The organism is Francisella salina (assembly GCF_000219045.1).
Taxonomy (GTDB): domain Bacteria; phylum Pseudomonadota; class Gammaproteobacteria; order Francisellales; family Francisellaceae; genus Francisella; species Francisella salimarina.
Map to the genome: position 1 here is coordinate 1,578,488 of NC_015696.1, position 15,955 is coordinate 1,594,442.

Here is a 15,955-nt window from a genome sequence, read left to right on the forward strand (position 1 = left end):
CGTAATTTTGACTACATTATAAAATATAAACTCCTATTTATAAATATTTACTTTAAGATTATATCCTCAACAAAAATAACTTATCCAATATCCAAAAATCATTTCGCCTATAAATTTGCAGATGATGCTAAAAACATTTAAACTTAATCCGTAAATTATAAACAATGAGGAAAATGTCATGCTATCACAAAAATTATTAGATGCTCTAAATGATCAGTTCAATTATGAACTTGAATCAGCTAATCTTTATCTAGCTATGGCTGGATATACTGAAGATTTAGGCCTTGGTGGTTTTACTAATTGGTTTATGGCGCAGTATGAAGAAGAGCTTTTCCATGCTAAAAAAATTATGAAATTCATAAACGACAAAAATGGTCGCATAGAAGTTAAATCTGTCTCTGCTCCTCAGAATCATTTCAACTCATTGCTTGAGGCTTTTGAAGCAACTCTTGAGCACGAGCAAGAAGTTACTAATAGATTTTATAGCTTGATGGATATAGCACTAGAAGAAAGAGAACATGCTACTAAGAGTTTCTTACAGTGGTTCATTGACGAACAGGTTGAAGAAGAAGCTACTGTTAACGATATGATAAACAAAATTAAGCTAGTTAAAGATGGTGGTTTATACATGTTAGACCAAGAAGCTGCTAAAAGAAGCTTTAGCGCTCCTGACTTAGGCTAATACTTACACAAAATCTATTTTCCTTCTTTTCATAAATCTTATCAAAAAATATGCAAGTACAAGTATAAATATTCCTATAGACATAACACTAATACTTGTGTCAAAAAAATAAGTCTGATACAAACTAGCACTCTCTACTGTGCTGATTCCATCTTCTGGAAGAGCAACAACTTGGTTTAATAATCCTGTAATAGAATTTGCCATAGAAGCAGATATATACCATGCACCCATAGCAAAACCTATAGTCTTACCATCACAATAAATACCTATCATGCTAAGGCCAATCGCACTTACAAACAGCTCTGATATGGAAATCAAAATATATGATAAAGTAATATAGTTACCACTTATGATCCCATTATTATCATGAGAGAAACCATAATACATTACAAATAAACCAATAGCAGCTAACAAAACTCCTACTGCAAATTGGTAAGGTATATAAAATCTCGGTAACAATGGATATATTCTTATAAGTAGCATCCCACCAAATATTATCAAAATTGGATTAACCATTTGATAGCTTGCTGGATTGACACTAAAGCCAAACATTAAAAGATCAGAATTATTCTTTGCGGCCATAACAAGAGTAGATTCCATCTGATTATAGATAACAAAAAATACTACAGCTACAATTATTAATATCAAACCTACTATTTGCTTAATCCGTACATCTTCTTTTAAGAAAAAAATTGTTCTAAATAAAAATATCACTAAGCAAACTATACTAATACCTGCAACTACAACATTTGCATAATCTGGGTAGTGATAACAAACTACTGTAAAAATATATACTATGGCTAAATACCCTAAAACGACCTTCTTGGCTATGATCGTCATTGGACTTTTATCAGCTTCATCAACAACATTATCATAAATTTTATACCTATAAGAAAAGTTTGCTATAGCTATTAATTTACCAACAAAGACTATACCTAATACAGCTAGAGCACCAAATTGATATCCTATCAATGAGGGTGCTACTAAGTATGCTAACAAACTACCTAAATTAATAGATATATAAAACATAGTCATACCACTTTTTGCATGAACAGGATCTGTGCTATAAATTTTAGAAACCATTGCAGATGCAGTACCCATTGATAGTGACCCACAGACTGGAACCAAAGCAAATGTAAAAATAAAAAATTCATTACTTACATGGACCATGAAACCACTTAAAAATACAGCTAAGTATGCAAAAGCTAATAGCAAACTACCCCAGAATATTGATCTTCTCAAACCAAGGTACCTATCCGCAATATATCCACCAAACATAATAATTGCATAATTCATTGCTTTATAAATACCCTGAAATGAGTAAGCATGACTCTCAGAAAAACCAATACCATAATCTAGTACAGACTTTGTCAGATACAAAATTAAAATAGCATTGAAACTGTAAGTGGCAAACTGGCCCCAAAATGTTATAGCAGCAATTGTAAAGCTTTGTTTTGTTCTTAAATCTTTTAACATATAAACCCTTTAGAAAATAGAATATTTTTATACTATTACGTATTTAATAAAAAAGAAATATAGAATTATAGCGAAGAACTTTCTATTAAATAAAAATAAAGATTTAATTTTATATATTAATCATAAATTGTGATATCATCTAATAACTTTTAGAATAGTAGCTTACCTGCTTATCTGTAGATAATAATAACTAACCAGAAAACACTAAATAACTTATCATGACTTTACTCAGAAATATATTTTTAATACTATTAACTCTTACTCTTACTAATTGTTCTGTAAATAGGAATCCCGTCCCAAAAGAATATGCTCAAAAAGCAAATATAAAGGGCTATGAAACAGTTAGAGCTCACGGGTATGGTAAAAATCAATATTTCCAAAAAGATTTAGAGCAAAGTCTAGTAAAGTATTTATCAAGCCAAGGTAGTAATCCTAAAATAGATATTTTAGCGCTTTCAGGTGGAGGTAGTGATGGAGCATTCAGTGCAGGAATCGTTAATGGCTGGACCCAGTCTGGCAAAAGGCCTGAATTCTATTTAGTTACTGGTATTAGCACTGGAGCCTTAGTAGCACCATTTGCTTTTCTAGGTGAGAAATATGACCAAAGGTTAAAAGAAGCATTTACAACAATTTCAGCTAAAGATGTGTTTGAAATTAATGTTACTGATGCTATATTAGGTAACTCTTCATCTCTGGCTTCTACAGAGCCATTAAAAAAACTTATTGAGAAATATCTAACTGAAGAAGTTCTAATGGATATTATCAAAGCACATAATCAAGGTAGAAGACTATATATTGGTACGACTAACCTTGACAATCAAAGAGTCAATATCTGGAATATTGGAGAGATTGCGATTCAGCCAGATAAAGAAAAATCTCTAGCACTTATTAGAAAGATATTACTAGCATCTGCATCTATACCTGTAGCATTCCCACCGGTAAGATTTGATGTTAAGGTAGATGATAATGACTATGATGAACTTCATGTTGATGGAGGCATGATGACAGAAGTATTTTTATACGGTTTTAGTGTTGATTTTTCAGAAGCTCTAAATAAAATTGATTACCATAAGAAAATTGATAAGTCTCTGTATATTATTCGCAATAGTAAAATTCATAAAGACTATGTACCTGTTGATCAAAGCTTCTTATCAATAGGTACCAAAGCGCTATTTACCTTGACAACATCTCAGGGTATCGGTGACTTATTTAGAATATATTATCTAAGTGTTAAAGATGGTTTTAAATACAACTTCACTTATATACCATACAGCTACAATCCTGTATCTCAAGAGCCATTTGATAACTTAGAAATGAATCAATTATTTGAATTGGGTTATAAAATGGGAGAAAGTCAAAACTATTGGAAAAGCTCACCAGCTAACATAACCTTCTAATTTTTCTAAAATACTAAAATTTATAATCTGAAATAATATTAAGATTTAAAGACATTTACCTAACTTTGATAAGTGATATAATTACACATAAATTTTAATATTAGAAATATAAAAATTATGAAAATATATCTTTACCATCACTGTCCATATTGTATAAAAGTTAGATTAGTGGCAGATCTTAGCAATTTAGACTATGAGATGATAATCTTAGCGAATGATGATGAAAAATCTCATATAGACAGAATTGGCTCTAAGCAAGTTCCTTTTCTAGAGAAAGACGATGGTACTTTTATAATAGAGAGTGATGAAATCTGTAAGTTTATAGCCCGCACTCAAAATTTTGAGATAGCAGAATCAACGATTGATAATTACGCCAAAGAGTCTGTTGCTAAACTAGCTGAGCATTATCGTAGGATAGTATACCCTCGCATTCCTCATCACCCTCGTAATGAATGTGATTTCCCAACACAAAGTGCTAAAGAGTATTTTATAAACAAGAAATCTCAATACATTGGGGATTTTGATTCTTTACTTAAAAATCCTCCCTACGACTCAATTATAGCAATTAATAAAATCCTCAAAGAGATAGAACCTTTTGTCAAAACACCTTTCATCAATGGAGATAATTTTTCTTGGGATGATATAAATATTTTTCCAATATTCTTCATACTAACCATGGCTAGGGATTTACTTGAGGTTCCTGATAATATTAATAGTTACATAAAAAGTATAGAAACCAAAACAAATATAGAACTATATTAAAATGATTATATCCATAGAAGCAATAGATAAAATATTACCGCAAACACAGTGCCAAAAATGTACTTATGATGATTGCTATAGTTATGCTAAGGCTATTACGAATGGCGAAAATTACAATAAGTGTATAACCGGTGGAGAAAAGACTTTAAAAGAATTATCTAAACTTTTAAACAAACCTGAGATACCACTTGATGACTCACTTGGTCAACACAAACCTCGTGCTGTAGCAAAGATTGATGAGTCTATGTGTATTGGCTGTGAGAAATGTTTACTTGCATGTCCCGTTGATGCTATTGTTGGTTCAAAAAAACTGATGCACACTATAATTGAGTCAGAATGTACTGGTTGCGAACTTTGTATTGAACCATGTCCTATGGATTGTATATCTCTAGTTGATTTAGCCACAGATATGCAACCTGATAATCTTGATGAGAAACAATATACTCACCAAAAGAATCATTTCAAAGATAGATATGAGTACCACAAATATAGAGTAAGTCAAACAAAAGCCAAGCAAAGAGCTGTCTATAAAAATATTGCTACTGCTCAAGAAATAGATAAAAAGGCTTATATTGCAGCTTCATTAGCAAAATATAAAAATAGAAAAAAATCTACACCAAATAATGAATAGACAGAAAAGAATCCAAATTTTTGAAACTTGGAAACAAAATGATCCTAGTCCAACAACTGAGTTAGAATATTCATCAAATTTTGAACTATTAATTGCGGTTATTTTATCAGCTCAAGCTACTGATGTCAGTGTGAATAAGGCAACACAAGTTTTATATAAAATAGCTAATACTCCAGAGCAAATATACGCTCTTGGAGAACAAAAGCTAGCCCAATATATTAAATCTATTGGATTATATAAAACTAAAGCAAAAAACGTAATCACAACATGTAAAGATTTAATCGAAAAATTTGATAGCCAAGTTCCTGATAACTTCGATGATCTAATATCTCTAGCGGGTGTCGGTAGAAAAACTGCAAATGTGGTTCTTAACACAGCATTTAATCAACCAACTATGGCGGTTGATACTCATATTTTTAGGCTTGCAAATCGCATACCGTTAGCCAAAGGTAAAAATGTTAATGAGGTTGAAAAAAAACTTTTACATGTAATTCCAAAACAGTATCTTCAAGATGCACACCATTGGATAATACTACATGGTAGATATATATGCACAGCTCAAAAACCTAAATGTCGTAATTGTATAATTTTTGAGTACTGTGAATTTAAGGATAAGGAAAAATATTTATGATTCTCTCTCAAGACAGATATGAACTTCGTAAGCTTTTTATAGATAGTTGGACTAAGTTTTTAGATAAAAAACCACTCACAGCCATTGAAGAACAAATATCTAGAATAATAGAGTTACACCCTGAGTATCATAAACAAATTACTATTGAAAACATTGACAAAGATTATTCGCCTGAAATGGGTCAAGTAAATCCTTTTTTGCATATTAGCCTTCACTTAGCAATTATTGAACAAGTACAAACTAATCGCCCTATCGGGATAAATACCACATATCATCAGCTACTTAGTAAAAACAACAATGATGAGCATAAAGTACACCATCTTATGATAGACTATCTAGCAGAGGAAATGTGGCTGTCACAAAAATACAATACTCTACCAGATGAACAGAATTATTTAACTAAATTACAAGAGTTAGTACTTAAATAATGAGAAATATTAAAAAAATATCTCAAGTAAATATTCATTTTAAGCAACCTAAGGGTCTACATATCATTGCCTTTATGACATTTTGCCTGTGCTTATGTATTGGACCTTTCATGACTATTCTAAATAGTTATGGTGATATTGATTTATTCTATAATAGGAATGACTATCTCTTTGTCATTTTTTTTGCTGGAATTTTTGGCTGTATCAGCAACTACCTTTTTGGTTCAACTAAATCAATAGTTCATGGACTACAGCTTATAATTATAGCTATGATTCTCTCATTTATTGATAACATAACATTATTTAGCTGTTCTGTCTTATGGATTGGAATAGCTATAGTGATAGTTAATCTTCTTTTTAACTTAAGTGCTTTTTATCTAAAAACAGATTTACGTAGAATGTATGGGTTTATAGGCGTGTACTCTAGCGCTTTACTTGGTATAGCAATAGGTATTATCACCTATATTACAATATTCAAAAACTTATATAATTTTAAAATATTTTATTTATTCATAGCTATATTTTTACTAGTTTTTTTCTTAAAGAACAGCTACAAGCTTAACACATCTCTAACAAACCAAACTGAACGAATTGACATTAGCTTTTATGGAGTATTATTAATATTCTTTATATTCTCTTTTGTTTTATTTTACTTATTACAAAACCTGAATGTATTTAGTAGTATAAATTTGGTCATATTACCAATTTCTTTGATATATCTTCATATCCTTACCATCTCAAATAATAAAGAAAGTGGTACAAACCTCCTAAAATACATATATTTTAGTCTAGGACTTCTAGCAGCGAATAAAATCTTTTATCTTAGTTTTCTTAGATATGAAAATGTAGTAGATCCAAAATATCTTAACTCTCCTTTAAGTACATTCTCATTTTTATTAGCAGGATACTTTATATGCATAATCATATATTTTGGATGGCGATTCAAACTAATAACTTTACGTATAGAATCAATTACGAAGTCTCACATCATAAAGACAATGCTCTACATAGAAACCTTAAGAGTTTTTATTTTAATGATAGCCATTTTTACAAACAATACTCTTTTTTGTAACCTAGCTCTAATTGTGGCAACGATACTAGCTTTGGTTTTAAATATTTTTATTGTACCTATATACTTTTCATTAGGTAAAATACTTGCTGGTGGTAAAAACGAAGTTGTCACAACTAGTCTACTGTACCTAATATTTTCTTCTTTAATATTCGTATCCTTCTTATATGATATTTCTTTTAGCCTATAAATAATTATCTTGTAAATTTAGCTTCTCGCCCCATATTTAAGAATATACAAATATGCTATAATCAGATCTGATTGAATTTTATTCATATATAAAACACTTAAAAAAGGAGAAAAAATGAATAACTTTGAAAATAATACTCGTGTAATAGACTCCCTATCACAAGAGTCTGTACTAAGAGCTAATAGAGTTCTTAGAAATACATATTGGTTACTATCAATGACGCTACTATTTAGTGCATTTACTGCTTATATTGCTTTTGTACAAGCATCTAATGGTGCAGGATTTATGCTTAACCCCTTAATTTTATTGATAGCTTACATTGGTCTGCTATTTGGTATTAATGCCACTAAAAACTCGCCATGGGGGATTGTACTTACATTTGCACTAACAGGACTTTTAGGCTACTCATTAGGTCCAATTCTAAATTTATATATTCATCAGTTCTCAAATGGTGCTGAGCTTATAATGATGGCTTTTGGTACTACAGGTCTAATTTTCTTAGGTCTATCTGCAGTTGCTATGAGCCCTGCTAGAAACTTTAATAGAGTAGGATCATTCTGTGCTATAGGTGCTATTGTTGCAATAGTTGCTTTAGTGCTTAACATCTTCTTACAAATACCTGCTTTAGGATTTGTAATTTCGCTAGTGTTTGCATTTATCTCTGGTGGATTTATCTTATGGCAAACAAATGCTATAGTAAGAGGTGAAGAAACTAACTATATCCTAGCAACTGTTAACATATATGTTTCTCTATTTAATATCTTCGTAACTCTACTACAAATCTTTGGTGCTGTAGCTGGCGATAGAGACTAATTTATATTATTATTTATTCTAATAATTTCTAATCTACTAAATTTTAATGCTCAATAATCAAATATCTGCAAAAGATACTATTGTGTCTAATGCTTATGGTTCTTCTTTTAGCATTCTGTTTAATGAATATCTTAAACAAAATAGAGAATTTAATCTAATAGTTGCTGAAGACTCTCAACAAGCGCATAGAGTTTATGATGAATTAAAGTATCTAAATAAAGACTCAAAAATAGAAGTATTCTATTTTCCTAACTTAGAAATACTACCTTATGATAGATTCTCTGCAGCAATAGACATTATCTCAAGAAGACAAGAAATATTGCATAAACTTACACAGAATCCCAAAAATACTCTAGTAATAACAAGTATTTCAAATACATTAAGAAAACTTCCACCTGCCAAGTTTATCAAAGAACATAGTTTCATACTCAAGACTGGTGATACTCTAGATATAACCAAACAAAAAGTATTACTAACCGAAGCTGGATATACCTTAGTAAACAATGTTTTTGAAAAAGGTGAGTTTAGTATCCGTGGTAGTATTATTGATATTTTCCCAGTTGGATCAAAAGTAGCTTTTAGAATTGATCTCTTTGATGATGAAGTTGATACAATCAAAGAGTTAGATACAGAAACTCAACGCTCCGGCAAAGAAATAAAATCTATAAACATCATGCCTTCACATGAGCTGATTTATAATTCACAAAATACTTCTTTTGCATTAGAAAAACTCAAAATACAATGTGGCGAAAAATCGCAAAATTCAACTATTGCAACGTATATAAAAAATAATGAATACTTTAGTGGTATAGAATTCTATTTACCATTATTTTATCCTGAACTTGTTAGTCTATTTGACTACTTACCAAAGTCTGCAAATATCCACCTTATTGACAATATTAGCAACTCAATTGAAGCATTCTCAGAAGAGGTTAAATATAGATATAACGAGTTAAAGCATGATATTGATAGACCTGTTTTACCATATCAAGAACTTTTTTATTCACAAAAAGAAGTCAAAGATCTGTATGAAAAACATCAACATATCAAATGGTTCCAACAACCAAAATCTAAGTCTAAAACTCTAAATATAGATCATCTAGAAAAAATCTCAGCAAACTATAAATTAGCGAATCCTTTTAGGGATTTACAAAAATTAATAGATAGCTCTAATTTTGATAAAGTTATATTTTCAACTGATTCGAATGGACGTGGTGAAATACTTTTAGAACATTTGAATAAGTTACAGTTAAATATAAGAATTGCAAAAAGTTTTGACGATGCTCTTAAAATCAAAGATAAATTCTGCTTAATTATCTCACCTTTTCAAGAAGGTGTAATAATTGATAAGAAAATCATATTAATTACTGAATCAGATCTTTTTCCTGAGCATATTCAAAACTCTTCTAAAATATCAGAACATGATCATCACCCTACTGTTGACCTTAAAGATCTGACAGATCTAAAACCCGGAATGCATGTAGTCCATATTGACCATGGTATTGGCAGATACGAAGGCTTAGAAAGTATTGAATTAAATGGTAAAAAAGATGAGTTTATACTTCTAAGATATGCAAATGATGCAAAAATTTATGTGCCAATCACTTCATTAAATCTAATTTCTATTTATAACTCTTCTATTACTGAAAAAATAGCATTAAATAAACTTGGTTCAGATAAATGGAAAAAGCAAAAAGAAAAGACTATAAAAAAGATTATCGATGTTGCTGCAAATCTCTTAGAAATATATGCAAAAAGAGAAATGCGACAAGGATTCAGCAATTCTTTAGATGAAGAAGAATATTTACGATTCTGTGCAGATTTTCCATATGAAGAAACGCCTGATCAACTCTTAGCGATAAATGATGTCTTTAAAGATATGATATCTGCTAAGCCAATGGACAGACTAATTTGTGGTGATGTTGGTTTTGGAAAAACAGAAATTGCGATGCGGGCAGCATTTCTAGCAACTCAAAATCAAAAACAAGTAGCTATTCTAGTACCTACAACTATTTTAGCTCAACAACACTATAATAGTTTTAAAGATAGGTTTGCTAATACTGCTGTAAATATCGAGGTTATTACTCGTTCAAAAACAGCAAAAGCTCAGCAAGAGCTTTTTGATAATCTCAAAAAAGGTACCGTTGATATAGTGATTGGTACACACAAACTTATATCCTCAAAGATTGACTTTAATAACTTAGGCTTATTAATTATTGATGAAGAACATCGTTTCGGTGTTGCACAAAAGGAGAAACTAAAAGCTCTAAAGGCTGAAATAGATATACTAACTATGTCAGCCACACCTATTCCTCGTAGTTTAAGTATGGCATTCTCAGCACTTCGTGACTTATCAATTATTGCATCACCTCCTGCTAAACGTTTATCTGTAAAAACATTTGTCAAGGAATACGATAATAATATAATTCGTGAAGCTGTAAGTCGTGAAACCATTCGTGGTGGACAAATTTTCTATCTTTATAATAAAGTCGATACTATCCAAAAGAAAAAAGAAATTCTTGAAGAACTATTCCCACGTTTAAGAATAGCTATAACACATGGTCAGATGAGTGAAAAAGAAATTCAAAAAGTTATGTTTGACTTTAAGCATAATAAATATCATATATTACTTTGTACCACAATTATTGAAACAGGTATTGATATTCCAAATGCTAATACTTTAATTATCGAAGATGCTAATAATCTAGGTTTAGCTCAATTACATCAACTAAGAGGCAGAGTTGGACGTTCACACCATCAAGCTTACGCATATATGTTAGTTCCGAGTGAAGGTAGTATTACGAAAGATGCTATAAAAAGGTTAGAGGCTATTGGTAGCACTGATTCACTTGGAGGTGGCTTCACACTCGCAAATCATGACTTAGAGATTCGTGGGGCTGGAGAGATTCTTGGACAAGAACAAAGTGGTAATATTGACGGTATAGGTCTAAATCTATATATGGATCTCCTAGATAAAACGATTGCTAATCTTAAAGCTGGGAAGGAGCTAAATATTGAAGATGTCATTAACTCAACTGTTTGTGAAGTTGAACTTAATATCCCAACGCTAATTCCTGATTACTATATTAGTGATGTAAATACTAGATTAAATATTTATAAGCGAATTTCAAAAGCCGATCATAAAGAATTAGTAAATATAAAAATCGAACTTATTGATCGTTTTGGTAGGCTACCTGTTGAAGTGTTATATCTTTTAAAAATTGCTCACATAAAAATTGATGCTATAAATTTAGGTATTGGACAAATAAAAATGTTTGCCACATCTGGTAAGATTAATTTTGCTAACACTACTAAATTTGAGCCTCAAAAGCTGATAAAGCTAATTCAAGCTCAACCCGCTGATTTTAGAATCACGAAAGAACAAGATCTACTCATCACAAAAAGCACTAAAACCGCTGAACAAAGAATAGAGTTTATAGAGAAATTCCTAAAAAATATCTCACACTAATTAAATAATATATTTATTAATAACTATTGGTAAACCCTATAATCAGTAAAATCTTTATAAGATAAATATTAGAAACAGTTTTATGATTTAATTACTTATTAGGACAAAGAGATCTAACTGTTTTACCAGTTTGGCAAACTGCTATTTAACTTAGCTCTTCAAGCTCTTCAAGCTCTTTGCGATAATAGTCAGCATGACTATTTATATGAATAGTCCTTTGTGCTTCATTACCATTTTTCACTTCATTATATAAATCAGAGAATACACCTCTAGGCGTAGCTTTAACAATGTTGAATAGAAATTCGCCAACAACCCAATCATTTTCGATTACTTTATCCCATGACTTAGAATTCTCTCTTTATCCAATTATTACATTGGAATCATTATCTCTTAAATTAAGAGGCTGAACTAGACCCACAATCAATTGCTATAGTCTTATTCTTTAAAATTTCTAATGCCTTTTCAAAATTAGATTCTTACTGAGTTATATTTGTTTTTTTCGACACTGCAAAACTTCATCTATGTGATTTGTTATTTTCTCATAAATTTTAATATTAAGCTGCCTTTCTTTGACTAACTGTTCTCACACTTTGAGGAACTTCACTTACTACAGCTCCTTGCATTGGTAAACAGTTTGTAATATTAATATCTATTACTTCGATCACATTCGCTAGCTTTTTTACGATTTTCTCTATTTTTTCTTGTGTACCATGTACTACAAGATTGAAATGAGAAATACCCTTGTTTGCTGTTTCAAATACTGTTAGTTGCTCTATATTAACGCGATTACGTGATAACACAGAAGAGATTCTTTGTAACACACAAAGAGTATTTTCAGTATTCATTGTTATAAAATATATATTTTCACTCATAGCTCTACTCCTCTACACCAAGCTTTGTGTTACTAATCGATTCTCCAGCTGGAACCATAGGAAAAACATTTTCCTGATTTTCTACCATTACCTCAAGCAAATATGAGCTATCAGAGTTAAGAAATCTAATTAATGCGTCTTTTAGTTCTCTTCTTTCTTTTACTCTTTCAGCCTGTATTCCATATGCTTCTGCAACTTTTACAAAATCTGGTGATGATATTTTTGTATAAGAATATCTACTCTCAAAAAATAACTCCTGCCATTGACGAACCATACCTAAGAAAGAGTTATTCAATATTAGAACCTTAACATTAATACCTTCTTGGTTAAGTACTGCAAGCTCTTGGATATTCATTTGAAAGCCTCCATCACCAATTACAGCGACGACTGTTCTATTATCCTTAACACCCATCTTAGCACCAATAGCAGCCGGTAATGCAAATCCCATTGTACCTAAGCCACCAGAACTAATATGAGAATTAGTTTCTAAAAATTGGTAATATCTAGCAGCAATCATTTGATGCTGCCCAACATCAGATACTACAATAGCTCGTCCATTAGTTTCTTTTGAAAGTAAACTAATCACCTCAGCCATTTTAATTTCGCCTTCAACAGGCATAGTTTCATCATTGATGATAGCTTTGACTTCTTTATCATGCTCAGATGCAAACTCCTGATGCCACTCACTGTGAGAGTTATTAGCAATATATGGTAACAAACAATTTAGCGCTTCTTTTGCATCAGCATTAATACCAATATCTGCTTTAACATTTTTGTTAATTTCAGAGGGATCAATTTCTATATGAATAATCTTTGCATTTGGCAAATAATGATTCAAATCACCAGTTACTCTATCATCAAATCTCATACCGACTGCTATTACCACATCTGCTTCGTTACAAAGAACATTTGCTGCATAATTACCATGCATCCCTAACATACCCTTGTAAAGTTGATGATTATAAGGAAAAGCTGATAAGCCCAACAGTGTACTTACAACTGGTATATTTCCTTTCTCAGCAACTTTTAGAACAGCTTCCTCAGCTCCAGATAGCATTACACCATGTCCAGTGATCAAAATAGGCTTCTTAGCACTATTAATATATTCAGAAGCTTTTAAAATATCATCCATATTTATAGTTGGCTTATGCAACCACTTCCCTAACTTATTTCCAATAGCCTCTTTATATTCCATCATGCCAACTTGAGCATCTTTTGTAATATCAATAAGTACAGCCCCTGGTCTACCGTTAGAAGCTATCTCAAAAGCTTTTTTGAATACTTCTGGTATCTCATTAGGGTCTGTTATTTGATAATTCCATTTAGTAGCCGCGACAGACATTCCTATAATATCTGCTTCCTGAAAAGCATCAGTACCTAGTAATGGGCTAAAAACCTGACCTGTGATACAAACAATAGGAACCGAGTCGATCTGCGCATCAGCAATTCCTGTAATAAGGTTTGTTGCTCCAGGTCCTGAAGTTGCTATTGCAACACCAACTTTTTCAGTAGCTCTAGCATAACCTACTGCTGCATGTACTGCACCTTGCTCATGTCTAACCAAAACATGGTGAACTTTGTCCCTTGACTCATGCAAAGCATCGTACGTAGGCATAATAGCACCGCCAGGATACCCAAATATACAATCAACCCCTTGAGCTTCCAATGATTTCACGATGGCTTGAGAGCCTGTTATTTTCATACTTTAGCACTCTCCTTTTTTCAATATTATTCAACACTTAACTACACTCAGCAATGTTATTAAATCACTAAATGTTAAATCATTATAGACATGGACTTGAAATTTTTAAATAGAAAAAGTATATTTAGTAGTTTTTTTTACAAATTTTTAATCTAAATCTGTAACGCATCCTGTTGAAGCTGATGAAACTGTTTTTATATATTTCTTAAGCGTTCCTCTATTTGCCTTTTGCTTAGGCGCTTGCCACTTTGATTTTCTTTGAGCAATCTCTTGATCTGATAAGTCAACATTTATAACGTTATTAATTGCATCAATCGTAATTTTATCGCCATTTTCTAATAATGCTAACATACCACCTTCATAGGCTTCTGGAGCAATATGTCCTACAATAAAACCATGCGAACCACCTGAAAAACGTCCATCTGTGATTAAAGCGACATCTTGACCTAAGCCAGCACCCATTATGAGTGATGTTGGTTTAAGCATCTCTGGCATACCAGGGCCGCCTTTAGGACCTTCATAACGTATAACTATTACATCGCCTTTTTTAATGCTTCCCTCTTCAACAGCAACAACCATCTCTTCTTCTGAATCAAAAACATTTGCTACACCGGTGAAGATTTCTCCTTCTTTACCCGTTATTTTAGCCACAGATCCTTCCGGAGCAACATTACCTTTTAAGATTTGTAAATGACCAGTTTTTTTAATAGGATTGTCTAACTTGTGAATAATTGCATTATCCTCAGGCAGATCTGCTACACTCTCAAGATTCTCCGCTAAAGTCTTACCAGTTACCGTTAAACAATCACCATGTAACATACCTGCTTTTAGTAACATTTTCATTACAGCTGGTGTACCACCTATAGCATGCAAATCAGCCATCACATACTTACCACTAGGCTTAAAGTCTGCTAGAACTGGTGTTTTATTAGTTATTTCTTGGAAATCGTCAATATTCAAATCAACATCTACTGAACTTGCCATAGCCAATAAATGAAGTACCGCATTTGTTGAACCACCCATAACTGTAATAAGAACCATTGCATTTTCAAAAGCTTTACGGGTCATAATATCTCTCGGCTTAATATCTAGCTCTAAAAGATTTCTGATAGTTTCGCCAGCTTTATCGCACTCTTGTACCTTCTCAACAGAAGTTGCTGGAGTTGATGAGCTAAATGGTAAACTCATTCCTAAAGCTTCTATAGCACACGCCATAGTATTTGCAGTATACATACCACCGCATGCTCCAGCTCCTGGGCATGCTTTTTTGATAGTTTCTTGACGCTCTTGTTCTGTGATTTGTCCAGATATACAAGCACCATAACTCTGAAATGCTGTAACAATATCAATTGGCTTACCACGCATAACCCCAGCTTGGATAGTACCTCCGTAGATCACGAATCCTGGTCTATTAAGTCTACCTAAAGCCATCATACATCCTGGCATATTCTTATCACAGCCAGGTATAGATACTAGCCCATCATACCAGTGTGCAGACATTACAGTTTCAATTGAATCTGCAATAAGGTCTCTAGACTGCAGAGAATAACTCATACCATCTGTGCCCATAGAAATACCGTCACTAACACCTATAGTATTAAACCTCATGCCTTTGAGGTTCTCTTTTTCAACACTATTTTTGACAAATTGAGCAAGTTGGTTTAAATGCATATTACAAGTATTACCTTCATACCATACACTAGCAATACCAATTTGAGGCTTATGCATATCGTTATCACTCATCCCCGTGCCGTATAACATAGCCTGAGAAGCACCCTGCGATTTATCTTCTGTCAATCTTTTACTATATTTATTCAACTCTTTTTTCATTAA

General features: G+C 32.0%; 13 protein-coding genes and 1 pseudogene. 9 read left to right on the top strand and 5 right to left on the bottom strand.

Translation table 11 applies throughout. The annotated features are described in order from the left end of the window. Window positions 1-178: 178 nt before the first annotated feature. Window positions 179-682, top strand: coding sequence for a ferritin (locus tag F7308_RS07790; protein WP_013923318.1), 504 nt, complete (start codon window positions 179-181; stop codon window positions 680-682). Window positions 683-685: 3 nt separating this feature from the next. Here F7308_RS07790 and F7308_RS07795 read toward each other — a convergent pair whose 3' ends face one another. Further along, window positions 686-2,158 carry a peptide MFS transporter gene (locus tag F7308_RS07795; RefSeq protein ID WP_013923319.1) on the bottom strand — a complete coding sequence of 491 codons (1,473 nt, stop codon included), beginning with the start codon at window positions 2,156-2,158 and terminating at the stop codon, window positions 686-688. Window positions 2,159-2,376: 218 nt separating this feature from the next. Between F7308_RS07795 and F7308_RS07800 the strand changes: the two genes are divergently transcribed. From F7308_RS07800 to mfd, 8 genes are all read left to right on the top strand, one after another. Continuing rightward, window positions 2,377-3,555, top strand: a complete 1,179-nt coding sequence (locus tag F7308_RS07800; RefSeq protein ID WP_013923320.1) for a patatin-like phospholipase family protein — start codon at window positions 2,377-2,379, stop codon at window positions 3,553-3,555. Window positions 3,556-3,672: 117 nt separating this feature from the next. After that, window positions 3,673-4,317 carry a glutaredoxin 2 gene (gene grxB / locus F7308_RS07805; protein ID WP_013923321.1) on the top strand — a complete coding sequence of 215 codons (645 nt, stop codon included), beginning with the start codon at window positions 3,673-3,675 and terminating at the stop codon, window positions 4,315-4,317. Between the two features lies 1 nt (window position 4,318). Further along, on the top strand, window positions 4,319-4,948 hold the full coding sequence (locus F7308_RS07810; protein ID WP_013923322.1) for an RnfABCDGE type electron transport complex subunit B: 630 nt from the start codon (window positions 4,319-4,321) through the stop codon (window positions 4,946-4,948). Next, window positions 4,941-5,579: an endonuclease III gene (gene nth / locus F7308_RS07815; protein ID WP_013923323.1), complete on the top strand. Its 639-nt coding sequence runs from the start codon at window positions 4,941-4,943 to the stop codon at window positions 5,577-5,579. The genes F7308_RS07810 and nth overlap by 8 nt, the downstream gene beginning before the upstream one ends. Continuing rightward, a complete protein-coding gene (locus F7308_RS07820; protein WP_013923324.1) occupies window positions 5,576-6,007 on the top strand; it encodes a DUF1841 family protein in 432 nt (143 codons plus the stop codon). Before nth ends, F7308_RS07820 begins: the two co-directional genes overlap by 4 nt. Next, window positions 6,007-7,266 (top strand): hypothetical protein, encoded by a 1,260-nt coding sequence (locus F7308_RS07825; protein WP_013923325.1) that lies wholly within the window; start codon window positions 6,007-6,009, stop codon window positions 7,264-7,266. Before F7308_RS07820 ends, F7308_RS07825 begins: the two co-directional genes overlap by 1 nt. A 114-nt stretch (window positions 7,267-7,380) precedes the next feature. Beyond that, window positions 7,381-8,079: a Bax inhibitor-1/YccA family protein gene (locus tag F7308_RS07830; protein WP_013923326.1), complete on the top strand. Its 699-nt coding sequence runs from the start codon at window positions 7,381-7,383 to the stop codon at window positions 8,077-8,079. Window positions 8,080-8,125: 46 nt separating this feature from the next. Then, window positions 8,126-11,548, top strand: a complete 3,423-nt coding sequence (gene mfd / locus F7308_RS07835; RefSeq protein WP_013923327.1) for a transcription-repair coupling factor — start codon at window positions 8,126-8,128, stop codon at window positions 11,546-11,548. Window positions 11,549-11,693: 145 nt separating this feature from the next. On the opposite strand, the pseudogene F7308_RS10500 reads toward mfd, so the two are convergent. From F7308_RS10500 to ilvD, 4 genes and pseudogenes are all read right to left on the bottom strand, one after another. Then, a pseudogene (locus F7308_RS10500) lies at window positions 11,694-11,819 on the bottom strand (ketol-acid reductoisomerase); the annotation flags it as partial. Window positions 11,820-12,102: 283 nt separating this feature from the next. Next, window positions 12,103-12,420, bottom strand: a complete 318-nt coding sequence (locus F7308_RS07840; protein WP_013923328.1) for an acetolactate synthase small subunit — start codon at window positions 12,418-12,420, stop codon at window positions 12,103-12,105. Window positions 12,421-12,424: 4 nt separating this feature from the next. After that, window positions 12,425-14,122, bottom strand: coding sequence for a biosynthetic-type acetolactate synthase large subunit (gene ilvB / locus F7308_RS07845; protein WP_013923329.1), 1,698 nt, complete (start codon window positions 14,120-14,122; stop codon window positions 12,425-12,427). Between the two features lie 147 nt (window positions 14,123-14,269). Further along, window positions 14,270-15,952, bottom strand: a complete 1,683-nt coding sequence (ilvD, locus tag F7308_RS07850; protein ID WP_013923330.1) for a dihydroxy-acid dehydratase — start codon at window positions 15,950-15,952, stop codon at window positions 14,270-14,272. Window positions 15,953-15,955: the final 3 nt, after the last annotated feature.

Excerpts from the sequence above, each read along its gene's own strand:
- F7308_RS07820 (WP_013923324.1), top strand. The coding sequence starts at position 5,576 with ATGATTCTCTCTCAAGACAGATATGAACTTCGTAAGCTTTTTATAGAT.
- nth (WP_013923323.1), top strand. The coding sequence starts at position 4,941 with ATGAATAGACAGAAAAGAATCCAAATTTTTGAAACTTGGAAACAAAAT.
- F7308_RS07810 (WP_013923322.1), top strand. The coding sequence starts at position 4,319 with ATGATTATATCCATAGAAGCAATAGATAAAATATTACCGCAAACACAG.
- F7308_RS07790 (WP_013923318.1), top strand. The coding sequence starts at position 179 with ATGCTATCACAAAAATTATTAGATGCTCTAAATGATCAGTTCAATTAT.
- F7308_RS07800 (WP_013923320.1), top strand. The coding sequence starts at position 2,377 with ATGACTTTACTCAGAAATATATTTTTAATACTATTAACTCTTACTCTT.
- grxB (WP_013923321.1), top strand. The coding sequence starts at position 3,673 with ATGAAAATATATCTTTACCATCACTGTCCATATTGTATAAAAGTTAGA.
- ilvB (WP_013923329.1), bottom strand. The coding sequence starts at position 14,122 with ATGAAAATAACAGGCTCTCAAGCCATCGTGAAATCATTGGAAGCTCAA.
- F7308_RS07840 (WP_013923328.1), bottom strand. The coding sequence starts at position 12,420 with ATGAGTGAAAATATATATTTTATAACAATGAATACTGAAAATACTCTT.
- F7308_RS07830 (WP_013923326.1), top strand. The coding sequence starts at position 7,381 with ATGAATAACTTTGAAAATAATACTCGTGTAATAGACTCCCTATCACAA.
- ilvD (WP_013923330.1), bottom strand. The coding sequence starts at position 15,952 with ATGAAAAAAGAGTTGAATAAATATAGTAAAAGATTGACAGAAGATAAA.
- F7308_RS07795 (WP_013923319.1), bottom strand. The coding sequence starts at position 2,158 with ATGTTAAAAGATTTAAGAACAAAACAAAGCTTTACAATTGCTGCTATA.
- mfd (WP_013923327.1), top strand. The coding sequence starts at position 8,126 with ATGCTCAATAATCAAATATCTGCAAAAGATACTATTGTGTCTAATGCT.
- F7308_RS07825 (WP_013923325.1), top strand. The coding sequence starts at position 6,007 with ATGAGAAATATTAAAAAAATATCTCAAGTAAATATTCATTTTAAGCAA.